Origin of the sequence: Pseudoalteromonas sp. APAL1 (assembly GCF_021532475.1) — a bacterium.
In the GTDB taxonomy this organism is placed as follows: Bacteria; Pseudomonadota; Gammaproteobacteria; order Enterobacterales; family Alteromonadaceae; genus Pseudoalteromonas; species Pseudoalteromonas lipolytica_C.
Genome location: NZ_JAKGAW010000011.1, coordinates 17761 through 34990, shown reverse-complemented (window position 1 = coordinate 34990; position 17230 = coordinate 17761). Strand labels below are relative to the sequence as shown.

At 41.7% G+C, this 17230-nt stretch carries 26 protein-coding genes and 1 tRNA gene; 3 read left to right on the top strand and 24 right to left on the bottom strand.

All coding sequences use genetic code 11. The features are described from left to right. Positions 1 to 34 precede the first annotated feature (34 nt). Together rimK and L1264_RS07515 are read right to left on the bottom strand one after the other, a co-directional pair. Positions 35 to 940 (bottom strand): 30S ribosomal protein S6--L-glutamate ligase, encoded by a 906-nt coding sequence (gene rimK, locus L1264_RS07520; RefSeq protein WP_135926173.1) that lies wholly within the window; start codon positions 938 to 940, stop codon positions 35 to 37. A gap of 56 nt (positions 941 to 996) precedes the next feature. After that, positions 997 to 1419, bottom strand: coding sequence for an ATP-dependent zinc protease family protein (locus L1264_RS07515; protein WP_135926174.1), 423 nt, complete (start codon positions 1417 to 1419; stop codon positions 997 to 999). Between the two features lie 160 nt (positions 1420 to 1579). Between L1264_RS07515 and zntB the strand changes: the two genes are divergently transcribed. Further along, positions 1580 to 2551, top strand: a complete 972-nt coding sequence (gene zntB, locus L1264_RS07510; RefSeq protein ID WP_135926175.1) for a zinc transporter ZntB — start codon at positions 1580 to 1582, stop codon at positions 2549 to 2551. Here the strand turns inward: zntB and L1264_RS07505 are convergent. Beyond that, a complete protein-coding gene (locus tag L1264_RS07505; protein ID WP_199527343.1) occupies positions 2546 to 2767 on the bottom strand; it encodes a Rho-binding antiterminator in 222 nt (73 codons plus the stop codon). The two genes, zntB and L1264_RS07505, sit on opposite strands and share 6 nt — an antisense overlap. Positions 2768 to 2829: 62 nt before the next feature. Continuing rightward, positions 2830 to 2904: transfer RNA gene (locus tag L1264_RS07500), tRNA-Arg, on the bottom strand. Positions 2905 to 3124: 220 nt separating this feature from the next. Between L1264_RS07500 and L1264_RS07495 the strand changes: the two genes are divergently transcribed. After that, entirely contained in the window at positions 3125 to 3307 is a 183-nt protein-coding gene (locus L1264_RS07495) for a helix-turn-helix domain-containing protein (protein ID WP_054563404.1), read from the top strand. Here L1264_RS07495 and L1264_RS07490 read toward each other — a convergent pair. From L1264_RS07490 to L1264_RS07480, 3 genes are read right to left on the bottom strand one after another with little or no spacing between them, the layout of a single operon-like run. Continuing rightward, complete coding sequence (locus L1264_RS07490) at positions 3304 to 4110, bottom strand: phosphotransferase family protein (RefSeq protein WP_235403852.1); 807 nt, start codon at positions 4108 to 4110, stop codon at positions 3304 to 3306. The two genes, L1264_RS07495 and L1264_RS07490, sit on opposite strands and share 4 nt — an antisense overlap. Next, the gene (gene pnuC, locus L1264_RS07485) at positions 4111 to 4734 is read right to left on the bottom strand and encodes a nicotinamide riboside transporter PnuC (RefSeq protein ID WP_135926178.1); all 624 of its coding nucleotides are present in this window, start codon (positions 4732 to 4734) and stop codon (positions 4111 to 4113) included. It abuts the gene before it with no gap. Positions 4735 to 4754: 20 nt separating this feature from the next. Next, complete coding sequence (locus L1264_RS07480) at positions 4755 to 5012, bottom strand: YkoF family thiamine/hydroxymethylpyrimidine-binding protein (RefSeq protein ID WP_054563401.1); 258 nt, start codon at positions 5010 to 5012, stop codon at positions 4755 to 4757. Positions 5013 to 5126: 114 nt separating this feature from the next. Between L1264_RS07480 and L1264_RS07475 the strand changes: the two genes are divergently transcribed. Beyond that, entirely contained in the window at positions 5127 to 5366 is a 240-nt protein-coding gene (locus L1264_RS07475; RefSeq protein ID WP_054554201.1) for a DUF2960 domain-containing protein, read from the top strand. Here the strand turns inward: L1264_RS07475 and alr are convergent, their stop codons facing one another. The 17 genes from alr to radC form a co-directional block, all read right to left on the bottom strand. After that, positions 5367 to 6446, bottom strand: coding sequence for an alanine racemase (gene alr, locus L1264_RS07470; protein WP_138557043.1), 1080 nt, complete (start codon positions 6444 to 6446; stop codon positions 5367 to 5369). Next, positions 6446 to 7825 carry a replicative DNA helicase gene (dnaB, locus tag L1264_RS07465; protein WP_135926180.1) on the bottom strand — a complete coding sequence of 460 codons (1380 nt, stop codon included), beginning with the start codon at positions 7823 to 7825 and terminating at the stop codon, positions 6446 to 6448. Before dnaB ends, alr begins: the two co-directional genes overlap by 1 nt. A gap of 274 nt (positions 7826 to 8099) precedes the next feature. Next, on the bottom strand, positions 8100 to 9041 hold the full coding sequence (locus tag L1264_RS07460; RefSeq protein WP_138557044.1) for a DUF4097 family beta strand repeat-containing protein: 942 nt from the start codon (positions 9039 to 9041) through the stop codon (positions 8100 to 8102). 11 nt (positions 9042 to 9052) lie between these two features. Beyond that, positions 9053 to 9538: a hypothetical protein gene (locus L1264_RS07455; RefSeq protein WP_138557045.1), complete on the bottom strand. Its 486-nt coding sequence runs from the start codon at positions 9536 to 9538 to the stop codon at positions 9053 to 9055. Next, entirely contained in the window at positions 9525 to 10076 is a 552-nt protein-coding gene (locus tag L1264_RS07450; protein WP_135926183.1) for an RNA polymerase sigma factor, read from the bottom strand. The genes L1264_RS07455 and L1264_RS07450 overlap by 14 nt, the downstream gene beginning before the upstream one ends. A 143-nt stretch (positions 10077 to 10219) precedes the next feature. Next, positions 10220 to 11968, bottom strand: a complete 1749-nt coding sequence (locus tag L1264_RS07445; protein ID WP_235403851.1) for a DUF7305 domain-containing protein — start codon at positions 11966 to 11968, stop codon at positions 10220 to 10222. Further along, positions 11961 to 12485 carry a PilW family protein gene (locus tag L1264_RS07440; protein ID WP_199527341.1) on the bottom strand — a complete coding sequence of 175 codons (525 nt, stop codon included), beginning with the start codon at positions 12483 to 12485 and terminating at the stop codon, positions 11961 to 11963. Before L1264_RS07440 ends, L1264_RS07445 begins: the two co-directional genes overlap by 8 nt. Next, on the bottom strand, positions 12485 to 12883 hold the full coding sequence (locus L1264_RS07435; protein ID WP_199527340.1) for a type IV pilus modification PilV family protein: 399 nt from the start codon (positions 12881 to 12883) through the stop codon (positions 12485 to 12487). Before L1264_RS07435 ends, L1264_RS07440 begins: the two co-directional genes overlap by 1 nt. Continuing rightward, entirely contained in the window at positions 12880 to 13332 is a 453-nt protein-coding gene (locus L1264_RS07430; protein ID WP_135926187.1) for a GspH/FimT family pseudopilin, read from the bottom strand. Before L1264_RS07430 ends, L1264_RS07435 begins: the two co-directional genes overlap by 4 nt. Before the next feature lie 5 nt (positions 13333 to 13337). Further along, positions 13338 to 13769 carry a type IV pilin protein gene (locus L1264_RS07425; protein ID WP_206769175.1) on the bottom strand — a complete coding sequence of 144 codons (432 nt, stop codon included), beginning with the start codon at positions 13767 to 13769 and terminating at the stop codon, positions 13338 to 13340. 340 nt (positions 13770 to 14109) lie between these two features. After that, entirely contained in the window at positions 14110 to 14562 is a 453-nt protein-coding gene (gene rplI / locus L1264_RS07420) for a 50S ribosomal protein L9 (protein ID WP_135926188.1), read from the bottom strand. A 35-nt stretch (positions 14563 to 14597) separates the two neighbouring features. Beyond that, a complete protein-coding gene (rpsR, locus tag L1264_RS07415; RefSeq protein ID WP_002962753.1) occupies positions 14598 to 14825 on the bottom strand; it encodes a 30S ribosomal protein S18 in 228 nt (75 codons plus the stop codon). 12 nt (positions 14826 to 14837) lie between these two features. Next, positions 14838 to 15140, bottom strand: coding sequence for a primosomal replication protein N (gene priB, locus L1264_RS07410; protein ID WP_135926322.1), 303 nt, complete (start codon positions 15138 to 15140; stop codon positions 14838 to 14840). Positions 15141 to 15207: 67 nt separating this feature from the next. Then, a complete protein-coding gene (gene rpsF, locus L1264_RS07405) occupies positions 15208 to 15549 on the bottom strand; it encodes a 30S ribosomal protein S6 (protein ID WP_135926189.1) in 342 nt (113 codons plus the stop codon). Between the two features lie 228 nt (positions 15550 to 15777). Next, complete coding sequence (rpmG, locus tag L1264_RS07400; protein ID WP_022946036.1) at positions 15778 to 15933, bottom strand: 50S ribosomal protein L33; 156 nt, start codon at positions 15931 to 15933, stop codon at positions 15778 to 15780. Positions 15934 to 15944: 11 nt separating this feature from the next. Then, complete coding sequence (gene rpmB / locus L1264_RS07395; RefSeq protein WP_036973115.1) at positions 15945 to 16181, bottom strand: 50S ribosomal protein L28; 237 nt, start codon at positions 16179 to 16181, stop codon at positions 15945 to 15947. Between the two features lie 273 nt (positions 16182 to 16454). Further along, complete coding sequence (gene radC / locus L1264_RS07390) at positions 16455 to 17129, bottom strand: RadC family protein (RefSeq protein ID WP_135926190.1); 675 nt, start codon at positions 17127 to 17129, stop codon at positions 16455 to 16457. Positions 17130 to 17230 lie beyond the last annotated feature (101 nt).

Genomic DNA, 17230 nt, shown 5'->3' with positions numbered 1-17230 from the left:
TGTTCCTTTTAATAGAGCGCTTATACCAAAAGGCCTAGCCTTTACCACGAGTTGCAGTTCTTTTTGTAGCGGCTGTTTTCTCAATAAAATTGATGATCATGCCAGCAATGTCCTTGCCTGTTGCTACTTCAATGCCTTCAAGGCCTGGTGATGAATTTACTTCCATCACTAATGGACCACGTGCAGAACGAAGTAAATCGACACCTGCTACGTTCAAGCCCATCGCTTTAGCAGCTGCAACCGCAGTTCTTCTTTCTTCAGGCGTAATACGCACAAGTGTCGCACTACCACCACGGTGTAAGTTCGAGCGGAACTCACCTTCTTGAGCTTGACGCTTCATAGCTGCAATAACTTTATCACCTAGTACGAAACAGCGAATATCAGCACCGCCAGCTTCTTTGATGTACTCTTGCACCATGATATTGGCTTTCAAGCCCATGAATGCTTCAATTACACTTTCTGCTGCTTTGCGTGTTTCAGCTAATACCACACCGATACCTTGCGTACCTTCAAGTAGTTTAATTACTACAGGTGTGCCACCTACCATGCTTAATAAGTCTTTTACGTCATCAGGTTTGCTCGCAAAGCCTGTTACTGGCATACCCACACCTTTTCGCGAGAGTAGCTGTAGTGAACGTAATTTGTCACGTGAACGGGTAATAGCAACAGACTCGTTCACAGGAAATACGCCCATCATTTCAAACTGACGTAATACCGCACAACCATAGAAAGTTACTGATGAACCAATACGTGGCACGATAGCATCAAAATCTTTTAAATTTTCGCCACGATAATGAATTTCTGGTTGCTCTGAATTAATGTTCATGTAACAACGTAGTGCATCAATCACTTTTACTTCATGACCACGCTGTTCTGCTGCCTCTATCAAGCGACGTGTTGAATATAAATTTTGGTTGCGAGATAAAATACCAAGTTTCATAGTTAAAACCTTAACTGTTTAACTCATACACATTAAAAATGTGTCATAAGTCCTTTTTATAATAAGTGTGATAAAGCCGGATCAACGACTATACGATTTTCCATTGCTGTGCGCCCTAGCAACATTCTAAACTTCATCGTTGCACGGTTACTTAAGGTTACTCTTACAGGCCAGCTTTGGTCTCCTGCAACGAGTTTTGTTTCAATAAAGTAACGAAGTTCACGCTGACCACTCGAACTGGTCACGTACTTACGCTCAACGATTTTTGCACGACACAACACTGTTGTTTCTACATCTTCTTGCAGAGGATGGGTACTAAATTTCACCCAGTTTTCGCCATTTTCTGAAAATTCCTCAATATCAAACGCATGAATACAAGATGTACGCGCACCTGTATCCACTTTCGCTTTGATCTTCTCAATGCCCAGTTCTGGCAAGCTCAGCCACTCACGCCAGCCAACTATCATTTTTGCGGTCATTCATGTGCCCTCTTTAAAAAAGTGTCTTATACGCTACAGCGCTAGAAACACCAACGAAATATATTTATCCCCTCGATAAATCGATTTCATTAATATAGTCTTGACTATACTAATGTATATACTCGACTATATCGCACTATTTGTAAAATGAGAGCTCAATATGATCAATGGGTTACTTCATGTCTTAATCTTAGACGAACAAGGCGGCGCACGTGCTATTGACAATAGTACTGAGCTGCAAAATTGGCAACCTGCACACGGAAAACTTTGGGTTCACATGGACTACAGTCAGGCCGATGCAGTGCAATGGCTTGAACAAAGTAACTTATTAACAGATTACGAACTTGAGTCCCTTATTGCTGATGAAACACGCCCTCGCCTAACTAAAGTTACCAACGGTAACATGCTGTTTTTACGTGGTGTAAATTTAAACCCTGCGCAAAGTCCAGAAGATATGGTGTCGTTACGTTTATTCATCAACGAGAATGTTATTGTTACAACGCGTAAACGCCGTTTATTATCGGTGCAAGACGTTGTTGAATCGTTCGATGGTAGTAATGGCCCTTGCTCAATCTCTGAATTAGTGTGTCAATTAGCGCAAAACCTAACGTCTCGTATGCAAGCGGTGATCGATAGCCTTGATGACACACTTGATGGCTTTGAAGATGAAATAGATGAACCAAACAAAGGCTTTGATCATCAATCGCTAGCGCAAATTCGTCGTCAGACAATCGCGTTAAAACGTTATTTAAGACCACAAAAAGAAGCACTTATTACTTTGTTAAACAACAAATATAAGTGGCTAGATGAAGACGATAAAGCACGCTTAAACGAAACAACCAATATGTTGATCCGTTATTTAGAGGAGCTAGACAGCTCGATTGAACGTGCGCAAATTATTCAACAAGCGATTACCAGCCAAGTGTCGGAGCAACTAAACCAACGCATGTATGTGATGTCGGTAGTTGCTGCACTGTTTTTACCACTTGGCTTCTTAACAGGCTTACTCGGTGTAAACGTGGGTGGAATTCCGGGCACTGAAAGCCCTTATGCATTTAGCTTGTTTATTATTTTCTTGCTGGTGCTAACCGTTGGAATTGGCATTTACTTTAAAAATAAGAAGTGGCTATAACGCGATAACCTTTTTAATTAAATCAAGGCGGACGGCATGTTCGCCTTTTTTTGTCACCAAAATCAGGTGCTCGCCATCGGAGTTAACTATTTTGAGTGTCTCAGCCCTTCCCTCTACCTGTTCACCAGATACTAAGGTAATACTCAATAATGATTTATGCATGCACCATAATTCGTACTTATCGTAGTCGCCACAGTCTATGGGTTGATAGGTCATTTTACTTTTGAGTTTTATTAAAGAGTAAATCGAGCTTAGAAGATATTAAAGTGAAGAGCAAATGGCGCTCTCGGCAGGGATCGAACCTGCAACTTAGCCTCCGGAGGGCCACGTGATATCCATTTCACCACGAGAGCACATTTGTCGTCGCCAGTACTGACTCGCGATATCAGCATGACAACCCGGCAATGATAATGGCATCTGTCATTAAATGCTAGCGCCGAGCTCTCTATATGCACATAAATTCAGCAATTTGCATTAAAACACTTCACTTTCGGGCAGAACCAAGGTATTAACGTATACTTAGTAAAATTAATAACAAGGTGGCATTCATTGCCGCATAAGGGGAATTTGATCATGAGTTTAATGTCTACAGAGCAAGTGGCGGAATTTTTAGGTGTCAAAGTTGAACGTGTAAAACGCCTTGCTCGCGAACATTTACTGATCTCTAAATCACAAGATGACAAAGGTGAGCCTTTGTTTGATCCAGAAGACGTAAAAAAATATAAAGAGCTTGCCGAGCGAATTGGCGGTCTTTAGTTTTTAACTTTTAATATGAAGTGGTTAAGCTGTGTAAGCAGTGGCGCCACTTTGTCCATCGCACCACGTTGTTCATACCAGCAAATACATAAAAGTAAAAACAGTGCCTGAAACGCAGCGAGCTTTTCAACTGATAAGTTAAACTCGTAATGGTCGCACACAAGCGCATGGTAACTTTTAAGTAATGCTAGTTGCTGCTCGTCATTCAGTGCAAAACTCACCACCAGCGCCGCTAAGTCAAAATAAACATCGTTACTTTTGGCATATTCAAAGTCGATCAAAAACATACCTGATTCATTCACAATGATATTTTCTTTTACTAAATCATTATGGCAAAAGCCCATATCTTTTGGTGCTGAAGCAATATAAGCCAGTGATTGCTTAATTAGATCTGCGTGTTGCTGGTAACGGGGTGTTTGCTGATAATAGTTAATTTCGTAGGCAATATCCATAGGCTCGGTTAGCACAGGATAACGATGTAAATTCACTAAATCAGGCAATAAGCTACTACAGAACTCACCGCTTGCAATGCTACCTGCCACGTATTCAAAAATAGCCGTATCGGTTGCTTGCTCTAACCAAAGCGGTGCAGGACAGCAGCTATGCTTTGCAAAGTGCGTTTGCGCAGCAAGGCCTATTGCAGGCCAGTGGTCGCGATAATGCTTAACCAAGAAATCTTTATTTGAGGTTTTTACTAAGTAGTTGTCATTGCTTAATCCCTCAACCAGCGGGCTGATTGAGGTAATAATTAAATGGGGGTCAAAACGCGCAAACAACGCGTGAATTTGTTGCTCAGTTTTCATCTATAGCTGTGCAAGCGGCTTAGCCTGATGCTGCTCGTATTCTTCGTACCAAGTTTTAAAGCCCCACGCTGCCATAATGGTGTAAAACACAAAAAGCACTAAGGTTGGGTAATAACCTTTTTCAAAGTACAAATACATCGAAGCTGCATCAATCACAATCCAGTATAACCAGTTTTCCAGTACCTTCTTAGCAACAAGGTAGGTTGTCACCACAGCAAAACAGGTGGTAAAACTGTCTAAATAAGCAAAATCAGCATGGGTGTAATTGGTCATCACAAAACCAATAACAACTGAAGCTAATGAAGTAGCAAGCAAAATCACTGCATGGCGCTTCAACGACCAAGAAATTATTGGCAGATGATCTTTATTGTTCATGCCCCGGCGCCAAACTACCCAACCATATACCGCCATATACATATAGTAAAAATTAAGTAGCGACTCCATCAACAGTGCGCCATTCCAGTACATCACGGTATAAATAAAGGTGCTCAAAAACGCGGCTGGCCAACACCATAGGCTTTCTTTAATCGCTAACAGTAAATACGCCATCGACAATGCAACGGCAATGTATTCCCAATGCGACATGGCAGTAAAGCCTGAGAAGGTTTCGCTCAAAAATTCCATAACACGCGCTACTTTAGAGATTAGTCTTCGCTAGGCGACAAGTCACCATGTAAGAATTTACAAACAAAAATAGCTTTACCAAACTCTTCATATGAACGTTTGATTTCAGTATTAAGTACAGACATCACTAAATCATAATCACCGAAAATCTGTGTCGATAAGGTATTGGTGATCACTTTTAGACCTTCATAACTATTTACACGGTCAATAAAACCTTTAATAAACGGAATATAATCTTGGTGAAGTGGATACTTGCTGATCTCTACTGAAAGTTTCATATGCGTTACCGAGTATTTTCAAAGTATTGCATTGTAACTCGCTTATACTAACAAGTCATGGCTCTGGCTATTTTTTAGTGTAAAATCAGCCCCGATAAACATTGAGGACTCATTATGGCACGCCGCATCACTTATAAATTTAAAAACCAACCGCGCGAAATCAATTTTGCTAAAGATAAATACCGCGATATGTATCATGCGATAGCTGCGGCTGAAGGCATTGATTTAACGAATTATTTAAAGATGGAACAGCAAGTCGAAATGACTTCAAAAGGTTCTGCAGCAGTGCGTAATTTTCGTGATCAAGAATTCGCACGAATGGGCTTTAGCGACGTGTATTTTATTAAAGAATAGTTATTCTTGATACTCGTAGCTTACTCGCGGGGTTATATTACACAGTAACTCGTACGGAATGGTTGTTGCACACTGGGCAATCTCTTCAACGGGAAGCTCAGGCCCCCACATGATCACCTCATCTCCTACTTTGATATTGTCGTGGTTATCACCAATATCGACCGTGATCATATCCATCGCCACACTGCCGACAATACCATAGCGCTGCGACTTAATAATAACCGGTGTGCCCTGCTCGGCATGACGCGGATAACCATCACCGTAGCCCATCGCAACTACGGCAAGCTTAGTGGCTTTATCACTACACCAACGGCCACCATAGCCAACACACTGATTAGCCTCAACATCACGAATCGCAATAACGCGAGTCGTTAAACGCATAACAGGTTTAAGCCCGTGCTGTTGACCAACACCATTAAGCATTGGTGATACGCCATAGAGCATCAACCCCGGGCGTACCCACTCGCCATGACCTTTTGGCCAAGCAATAATGCCAGCTGAGTTTGCAAGGCAATGCTGCTCGCTTTTGCCATCAGCTAATGAGTCAAACAAAGCAATTTGCTGAGCGGTCTTTTCATCATTGATGTCATCGGCACACGAGAAATGCGTCATTAATTTAATGTCATCACGGGCATTAGGACTTGCTTTTAAGCGACTGTAAAAAGACTCAAATTGCGATGGTGCAATCCCTAAGCGATGCATACCGGTGTTAATTTTTAACCAACATGCAATCGGTGCGTCAAGCATTGCATTTTCAAGGCTGGTGAGCTGATTCTCATCATGAATGATGGTTTGAAAGTTATTCGCCAGCAAAATTGGCAGATCGTCTTGATGAAAAAAACCTTCAAGCAATACAATCGGTTTTGTCAGTCCACCGGCACGTAGCGCTAACGCTTCGTCAATGCGTGCTACCGCAAAAGCGTCGGCATCATTTAAGTATTGGGCAATTTTTACTAAGCCATGACCATAGGCGTTGGCTTTTAGCACCGCCATTACTTTGCAACCAGGCGCAAAGCGCTTCACTTGCGCTAAATTATGGGCAAGTGCTTGAAGGTTGATTTCGGCAATGGCTAAGCGCATTAGTATTCGTCATCCATAGCTGGACCCGCGTAGTTATCAAAACGCGAGAATTGACCTTGGAACGTTAAACGTACTTTACCGATTGGGCCGTTACGCTGCTTACCAATGATGATTTCGGCCACGCCTTTTTCAGCACTGTCTTCGTTATACACTTCATCACGGTAAATAAACATGATTAAGTCGGCATCCTGCTCGATCGAGCCTGATTCACGTAAGTCTGAGTTGATTGGGCGTTTATCGGCACGTTGCTCTAGAGTACGGTTTAGCTGTGATAATGCAATAACCGGACATTGCAGTTCTTTTGCCAGTGCTTTTAATGAACGAGATATTTCAGCAATCTCTAGAGTACGGTTATCAGATAAGCTTGGTACACGCATTAACTGTAAATAGTCGACCATGATCATACTAATACCGCCATGGTCGCGGGCAATACGACGCGCACGCGAGCGCACATCTGTGGGTGTTAGGCCCGATGCATCATCAACATACATCTTACCTTTTTCCATCAACAAGCCCATGGTTGACGACAGGCGCGCCCAGTCATCATCATCAAGCTGACCAGTACGCACCTTAGTTTGGTTAATGCGACCTAGCGATGCCAGCATCCTCATCATGATTTGCTCTGAAGGCATCTCTAGTGAGTAAATAAGCACAGGCTTATCTTGTGTCATAGCTGCGTGTTCGGCTAAGTTCATCGCGAAGGTGGTTTTACCCATCGATGGACGTGCCGCCACGATGATAAGGTCAGAAGGCTGCATACCTGCCGTCATTTTATCAAGGTCGGTATAACCTGTACTTACACCGGTTACACCATCTTGCGGCGACTGATAAAGTTCTTCAATCTTATCGACGGTTTTTTCTAAGATGCTATGTAAGCTTTGCGGCCCTTCAGTACTTTTTGTGCGTTGCTCTGCAATTTTAAATACTTTACTTTCGGCAAAGTCGAGCAAATCATGGCTGGTACGCCCTTCAGGGCTAAAACCAGCTTCGGCAATTTCGTTCGCAACACCAATCATTTCACGGATAACAGCACGTTCACGAACAATATTCGCGTAAGCATCAATGTTCGCTGCACTTGGCGTGTTTTTGGCAATTTCGGCAAGGTAGGCAAAACCACCGACACTACTTAACTGATTATTTTTTTCTAAGCTTTCAGAAATAGTGATCAAATCGATAGGGTCGCCACTTTCAGCAAGGCTCACCATTGCTTCAAAAATTAGCTTGTGGGTGCGGGTATAAAAATCCTGTGCAACCACTAACTCAGCAACACGGTCAAACGCTTGATTATCAAGCATTAAACCACCTAAAACAGATTGCTCAGCTTCAATTGAATGGGGAGGAACTTTTAATGTGTCGACTTGCTTATCTGGTTTGGCCATAACTTCACAAAACTTAAATTGAATGGCTCTATTCTATCGACTTGCTAAGGCTGTGCAAATAGTTAATACCAATCGACTTAAATATTTGGTCATTCTAGCGTGCTAAATAAAGCGCTAACTGCGTTAGAAATGTCTAAAGTAGAGTAACTACATGTCAAAATTTCTGCCTTGTTATCACTTCATTTATCTGTCGCTATTTAAGACCAACAACTTAACACGATTGGTATAAGCGGGAAGTCCTCCCGCTTTATTGTAATTGAGTGAACTGTAATCGTTATTTCTGTTTACGAAGTTCAATGCGTCCGCTAATCGTATCCATTTCGATATCAGCATCGCCACCGTTAATACTAAATTCTAAGTCGCTAGATGGGCCGTATTTAGCCTTCGTTGCTCTGTCATCACTCAGCTCATTAACGATTTTACCGTTTGCATGAGCTTCAATTTCAAACTTTGCCGATACATCTGCAGGGAAGTAAAACTCGGCGTCACCACTGACTGATTCAAAACGAATATTGGCATCTGCTAGCAGCTTATTGATGTGAACTTCCGCTTCACCGTTTACTGTGTTTATGCGTAGCTTTTTAATTGCATCAAAGGCAAAGTCAATATCACCATTTACGTTCTCAAGGCGAACATCTTGCGCTTTGGTTTTTGATTTTATATCACCATTAACTGCAGTAAAGCGTAAGGCACCCTGCGAGTTTTTATCGTTGATTTCACCATTGACTGTTTCAAAGCGAATATCACCGTTAAGATCATGGGCATTTACATCACCATTGACTGTTTCAAAGCTCATATTGCCGCTAATTTTTTGCACTGTAATGTCGCCGTTGACGGTATCGATTTCAGCGCCTGCTTCAAGCTCTTTAGCACTGACGGTTACATTCACACCGGCAAACTCAAGCTCACTGCTTTTTGGCATGTAAATGGTTAAACGTGAACCATCACCGTTATTCCAACCACGTAAGTTACGCGGCATTTTGACGATAAATTCAACACGGCTGCCTTCCACATCTAAACGATAACCTTCGGCTTTATCATCAAGCTCACCTTCGATTTTAAGTTGAGGCTTATCCCAGCCTTCAATGCGTACATCACCCCGTTGATTTTCAATAAAAATACGTTTATTTACAGGCACATCAATTTGTTCGTTAATGGTTTGTCCTGCCATTGCCATCAGTGGCAATAATCCTAATGTTAAAGCTAGTAATTTCATAATTGTCACTCCTAAATCGTTTGCCACTTCGGTGCATGCACCTTGTTAATTAAGTCCAGTTGCTGCTGATAAACCTGCGAGAGCATTTGTAATAAAGCTGGATTTTCAGGTTCATTCTCAAGTGCTTGCTTGATGGCGCTTTCTGCTTCTTCTAACTCTTTAAGCTGTTGCTGCCAATTATCGGTTAATGCAGGTTGATTTTGATACTGCACCAATAAACCTTGCTTTTGCTTGGTAAAATAGTCGCTCATTGCCATCATGCTATTTGATTCACCTTGACCGACAAAAAGCTGTACGGTCAACAGTGCAGCAATACAACAAGCAGCCACAGCCGCGAGCTTATTCCAGCCATGAGTTGGTTTCTCAATTTGCTGCGTTTGCGGCTCTGCAATTGCTCGCTCAATACCCGGCCAGAGATCTTTATCTGGGCTAATATCTTGCTTCTGGTTAAGCGAGTCATTTAAAAATTGTTCAAATTCTTGCTTACTCATTTTCATACCACTCTTTTAATAACTGCCTTGCACGGTGAAATTGCGACTTACTTGAACCAACTGCCATGTTTAGCATGTTCGCTATCTCTTCATGGCGATAGCCTTCAATGGCGTGCAGCACAAAGACCATACGTGCTCGTTCAGGTAATCTCAGCACCAACTTATCGAGGCCGTTAAAGCCGTCGCAATCTGCAGCGCTTTGCTCATCCATACCACTTTGTTCAAAACTCACGACTTTTTGCAGCCAACTCTTATGTTTGCGAATGTAGCTAATCGCAATATTGCTGGTAACACTATGTAACCAAGTCGAAAACTGTGAGCGTCCATCGAAGTTAGCAATTTTATGCCAAAGCTGTACAAACACTTCTTGCGTGGCATCTTCTGCGTGCTCTTTATCTGCAAGCAATCGTAAACAAAGGCTATATACTCGCTTCACATGCAACTCATAAAGTGTTGCATAGGCAGCTTGATCACCGCTTTTAACCCGCTCGATCAAGGCATGCTCACTTTGCTGGACGAACGCTTGTTCTGCATCTATCAACATCCTGGATGTTGTCCTTTATGATTATTATTGTGAATTTAGTGTATTAGACGTAAGGGGGGATTCAAAAGGTTTAAATGAAATTAAATTTTTTTGTGTAAGCTACAAATAATTGAGCTTACACAATTTTATTTGGGGGATTTGCGTTATTCTGCAGGTGATGCGTCGCTTTCGTCTTCGCTTGTTTCTGCGGTTTTGTAGCGCCAACCTAAAAACACAATACGAGCTGGAGATGACGGTGTCGTGCCATTTTTAACCTGCAACAAACTTGCATCGTAATGGGCACCACTGCCCCCTGTTGCTGTGATACTTGAGCCACGAACGCTACCAAATAGCTCACCACTACCAGATAATTTTACCGTTGTGAGGGGCGCATATATCGCAGCATATAAATTAGCAGCTCCACTAAATTGCACTCCATTGATGCCATTAAATGTTGAATAAAATGACAATGAAGGATGACCACTGCTGGTTAACCCTTCTTGTTCAGTGATCACTTTTGCTCCCGCACCAATGCTCACTTTGCCGGTGATCAACACGGTTAAACTGCTGTCTTTCTTTATTGTAAGAGTCGTGTCGCCTTCCATTGAGAAGTCACCATCAACCAATAAAATAACATCACCACCAGAGACCTCCATTTTGCCGTCACTGGTCATTTTTAATCGGTCTAGTGCAAATATAGATTCCTTACTATTACTACCGCTTGTTTTTGTTTGTGGATTTGAATCAAACAAGAAAATATCCGCAAACGTCGGAAAGATAATTTGTCGACCATTTTGACTAAAAAAACCTTTTTGAGTGTTCAGCTTGAATTGCTGTGTTGGCCCAATCGAAACAGTATCATAGTCAGTAACCTCATCGAGAATATCGACCATTTTCTCTGGGAGTATAAGTGGATCACAGTTGGTGTCTGGGTTGCTCGGATCGTAATCTGGTGCACTAGGATCTGCAACGGTAACAGGTGCAACATTTGGGTTTACATTAAACTTACTATCACTGTAATGAACACCATTTTGCTGATTATTATAGGTATCTTTAAAGTCACCAGTTCCACCATACATAATATCCAGCGCTTCACCTTGGTTATTTGTAATAAACGTTGACCACTGCATTTTGGCATCGCCATTGGCTCTAACAACACCTGACACAGTGCCACCACGATGGGTATAATACCCACCCGTGTAGACGTTACCGTCAACACGTAAACCACTACCTGGTGAAATATACACCCCGGTATTTGAATGAATATTACCTATAATCGGTGATGAACCATTTAAGTAGATAACCCCTGTAGCCTTAACATCACCTCTTATAGGTGAATGACCAGACAACACAACATCAGAATCACCAGCGATGGTCGATACATCGCCATCATTCGATTTTGTTTCTTCATAGCTGCCTTTGCTAGAGTCGTAGCTATCAATACTGCCACTCCCCGATAAGTTAACTCCTTTACAACCCACCATCGCATTAGTAAATACAGAGCTTCCTTTAGCTCCTTGCAGTGCAAAGCGTGCAACTAGATTACTTTGTGCATCTCCCTCAAAACGCTGACCTAAACTGGCAATTTCTAGTTCACCATCGGCATTTTTACTTACACTGGCATTAAACGTAGCATCAGCAGCGATAACGCCCACTCCTGAGGCATCACTTGTTTTATTGATCAACTCATCAACCGCGAGAATACCTTCTCGATTAATAGTTTGCTGCAATAACTTAGCTTGTTCAAAAACGCCTTTTTCGGCTAGTAAACGACTGTTTAGTTTTTTCTGAAAATTACCACTTAAGCGCTCTTGTACAATTGTTTCACGTAATGAACTCAGCACCACAATACTCGCCATGCTGGTTAAAATAAGAACCGTAAAAAGCGTAAAACCAGCTTGTTTATTAAACACGACTATTCCCATATGCTTTGAGTAAAATTGCGTTCGTTAAGGCAATATCGATGTTGATACCTTGACCAAATTGAGTTGGTAAATCCCGTGGTTTGACACTTATCGTGACCAAGTCACCGGATAAACTAAACGATAATGCTTCGATACCAGTTAGTAAGCGTTCGGCAACCGCTCCATTTAACGAGCATAATAAGTCGTTGCCATTTAAACGATAGATTTCTGTCACTTGAGACGTGGTAATAGAGCCGTCACAGGCAATAACGCCACTTGGCTGCGTAATTGTGATCGTGCTGTTATCTGCACTAACGATTGGCGTTAATTGCGTTTGTTTTATACTTCGGGTGAACACTTTACTTGTAAAGCGAATCACTTCTTGGGCGTTTTCAAGTTCTTTACTTACCGCAATCGTACTTTTAATAGCCGAATAAGATAAACTCACGCCTGCAAGTAAAAATCCCCCTGCTGCAAGTGCAACCATCAGCTCAACTAAACTAAAACCCTTACCACGCTTCATCATTAGCAAGCCGCCGATAAATCGGGAAAACTGGCGTTTAAACTAATTTGGTTTTCAGCGTTATCAGTCATACGTTTATCAACCCAGCCAACATTTATTTGCATATCGTTACTGTAAGAAGCCGGAATCGTCAGTTGGTAGTCGTTTACTTGTGGCTTAAGGCTTTCTCTAAAAGTGGCATTCTGAAACAAAGCGGGATCGGTTTTTTGAATTTCACACACATGCGGCCATAAACGCTCAATTGTGTTTTGGCCTTGAATAAGTGACACCGTATAATGAAAACTATTGGTCGCATACTGTAAAGACTTCAACTGCGCTGCAGCTAAACCCAATAACGCTATCCCAGCAATAACAACAGAAATCATGACCTCTAGTAATGAAAAACCTGCTTGTTTCTTCATGCACACCCTCGCTGTGAACTTTCAACTAACCAATTTTGCCCACTTTTAAGTACACACATCACATAGTCTGTAGTGTTAACATGCTCATCTTGAATACGAATACTTGCTTGTCTATCAACCTCACCACTGGCACTCACCGTTAATGAGACCAAATTGACGCTAACGCCAGCTTTTGTCACAGAAAATGCTTTTAAAATAGTATCAACACCGGCTTCATTTAAAGTCACTTCCCAACGGTTATCACTCACAACTAATCGAATCGACTTATCGCGTTTTACAGCTTCACTGCGCGCATATTTGTAAACGTTGTTGAGTTGATTTGCGGTAGTAATGACGCGATCTTGCAAAATCTGCTGGCTAAAAGATGGCAATGCAAGACTTGCCAAAATCCCAATAACACCGAGCACCACTAATAATTCAACTAGGGTAAAACCAACTAAACGACGCAATTTAGTTACTCCCAACAATCATTGGCTGTCGCGCTGTAACTACCATCATGGTTAACGACAAGCTCACCACAGCGATCGCCCGCTTGTGCAGAGCCCGTATTAGGCGTTGCTTTTAAACTGTAGCCACGGTTTTTAAAATCACTCACTGCACCAGCAGCTTTATCGGTGGCAGTATAAGTAAAAGAGTAATAGCTAGTATCTTGCGTTGTGAATGTATTGGGATATCCACCATTTCGCGAATAGATACGCTCAAGACTTGCACTATATTGAAGTAATTCTTGTTGAATATCAGCGCGTCGGCTGCGCTGCATATGCTCAGTATAAGCGGGTAATGCCACACTGTAGAGAATACCTATAATTGCTACAACAATAAGTAATTCAACTAATGTAAAACCACGTTGCTTACCTTGTCCACTTAACACGAGCGCATTTAACAATCTTAATACCTCTAATACTTTTTTGTTAAAACAATATAAATGACAGCGTTGTCAGTGTCAATTTTAACCAATTTACCTTTATTCATCCGATTATACTAATAAGAAGAATAAAATTAAGAAAAAAGAATGTTTGTTTGTAAAATAGGTAAGATTATAGGATTATCTATTAGGTGTTTAAAATATGAAAACTAATACTATTTACCGTAAACCTATGAGTTGATAGCGGTACAAAACGCTACAATTAAGCGTGTTTAAGGCTAATTCAGAAAGTGGCTATTACTCAAATTTCAGGCACAAAAAAGCCGCACCTAAGCGCGGCCTTTTTTACTTAATATTGCTATTAAGCTTCAGCGATAACGATTACTTTGATAGTAGCCGTTACGTCTGAGTGTACTGCGATTGCTACGTCAAATTCGCCAGTCTCACGGATAGTACCTAGAGGTAAACGAACTTCTGATTTAGCAACTTCAACGCCAACAGCTGAAATAGCTTCAGCGATGTCGCGAGTACCGATAGAACCGAATAACTTGCCTTCGTCACCAGCTTTAGAAACTAGTGTAACTTCAGCTAATGCTTCTAACTTGTCAGCGCGAGCTTGAGCAGCAGCTAGATCTTCAGCGATCTTAGCTTCTAAATCAGCACGACGTGCTTCGAAAGTTTCGATGTTAGCTTTAGTTGCAGGAACTGCCTTACCTTTTGGGAAAAGGAAGTTACGTGCGAAGCCAGATTTAACTACAACCTGGTCACCTAGGCCACCTAGGTTTGCGATCTTGTCTAGTAGAATAACTTGCATGTCTCTACACCTTTTAAAAACTGTTAATCCGCTGCTTACTTATGTAAGTCAGTGTATGGAAGAAGGGCTAAGTAGCGAGCACGCTTGATAGCAGTTGCTAGCTGACGCTGATATTTAGCGCTAGTACCTGTGATACGGCTAGGTACGATTTTGCCACTTTCTGTAACATAGTTTCTAAGAGTAGCTAGATCTTTATAATCGATTTGTTGTACGCCTTCCGCTTTAAAGCGGCAGAACTTACGACGTCTGAAATAACGTGCCATGAGTATAATTCCTCAAAAAATTCTTTCTATATGTTGAGCATGCAAGACCAATTGGCTTAAGCCGTTTCGACCTTCGTGACGGTTTAAAAACCCCGTCACCTGCACTTGGTGCCCAACGTGCAATTGTTGAGTCTGTTGTTGCAATGGCGTGCCGCTGGCAACAACTTGAAGCCTGACATAACTATTACGGTTAAGGTCTGCTTCAACTTGCATCGATTTATGTTCAAGAACAAAAATACAATGCGGTATACCAGCAGGGCTTTGACTATATTTTGGGGTTTTACATACAACCCCAGATAGTGTCAGCTGATTCATATAAGGATTAAGCGGTTGGCTCATCTTTTTGTCTCAACTGCAAGCGCCATGCTTGAACTCAAAACGATTAAGCAGCTGGTGCTTCTTTCTTCTCTTCTTTCGCAAGAGGAGATGCTTCAGTTACAGCGTCTTTAGTACGCATAACTAAGTTACGAAGCACTGCATCGTTGTAGCGGAAAGTAGTTTCTAGCTCGCTGATTACTTCAGTAGGTGCTTCAACGTTCATAAGAACATAATGAGCTTTGTGAAGCTTGTCGATTGGGTAAGCCAATTGACGACGGCCCCAGTCTTCAAGACGGTGGATAGTACCACCAGCTTCAGTGATAGAACCAGTATAACGTTCGATCATACCAGCTACTTGCTCACTCTGATCAGGGTGAACCATGAATACGATTTCGTAATGACGCATGGATATTCCTTACGGTTAATAGAGCCTTCTACCGTTTCGGCCAGTCGGTTTAAGGCAAGGAATTAAATTTAATAAGCCGAAATGAGCGCGCATTTTACGCTTAGATTGATAATTAAGCAAGATAAAACAGCAAGCCAAGCTAGATTATTGTGCTCTAATAAGATTTTCTAAACGCTAAAAACAAAAAACCCAGCCGAGGCTGGGTTTTTGAGATTCTGAAAACTAAAATTACTTGATTTTAGCTTCTTTGAAAATCACGTGTTTACGAGCTTTAGGATCGTATTTTTTGATTTCCATTTTTTCAGGCATGTTACGCTTGTTCTTGTCGGTAGTGTAGAAAAAACCAGTACCAGCAGTTGAAACTAAACGGATCTTATCGCGCATGATTCAGTTCCTTAAACTTTTTCGCCACGAGCACGGATTTCTGTAAGAACCGCGTCGATGCCTTTTTTATCGATAATACGCATACCTTTAGTAGTAGTGCGTAGTGTTACAAAACGTTTTTCACTTTCAACCCAAAAACGGTGAGTTTGTAGGTTAGGTAGGAAACGACGTTTAGTCGCGTTTCTCGCGTGTGAACGGTGGTTACCAACCGCTGGACGCTTACCTGTAACTTGACATACTTTAGACATGTCTATATATCTCCAATAACTTCGCTCGAGCTTAATTTTCCCTTAGGCCAGTATTTGTGCCCCGGGATAAATCGAAGGGCGCTCTTTATACAGCTTATACAGGCAAAGATCAAGTAACAGATCTTATCCAATCAGCTCATGTGTAAATTTGATAGCGGCTAATTATAAAGATCGAATGCCCTTAGGGAAAGTAAAAACTGCATTTAAATTAAACTAATTTCTAAAATCGCCCTAAACTGCTCATTTTTAACACACTCTATAGCCTAACAAGCTTTATATAAGCCCTCTTTCGGCAAACGACACACAATTTTCACCTCCCACTATGATGTGATCCAGCACATTTATATCAACTAAGGCTAACGCTTGCTGCAATTTCGTGGTGATCAATTTATCAGCCTGACTTGGCTCAGCTACTCCACTTGGGTGGTTATGGGCAAGAATCAGTGCCGCGGCATTATTACGTAATGCCGCTTTGACGACTTCGCGTGGGTACACAGAAGCTGCATTAATAGTGCCGTAAAAAAGCACTTCGTCTTTAATTAATTGATTTTGATTATCTAAATACAGCACCATAAATACTTCTTGCTGCAAACCACGCAACTGAATAGTTAAGTAGTCGTACACAGCTTGTGGCGAATTAAATAGTGCCTCGCGTTTACATTGCTCAAGCATATAGCGCCGGCTTAATTCAAGTACCGCTTGCAACTGAACATACTTAGCCGCCCCTAAGCCCTTTTGTGCGCAGAATTCTTGTTCGCTCGCGTTAAACAAGTTTTGCAATGTACTATTTATACTGAGTAAATGCTCTGCAAGCTCAATAGCATTCATGCCCGGCACGCCTGTGCGTAAAAATATTGCTAATAGCTCTGCATCTGAAAGTGCTTTAGCACCTTTAGCAAGTAGCTTCTCGCGAGGCCTTGCTGATAGAGGTAAATCGGTTAATGGCATTGCTTCATCCTTAAAACAACTATATCAATGCCTAAACTGTACTATAAAACCTAGAAAATCCAGTTTTTTCCTGTCATGAAAAAGAAAACTTCATGCTATCG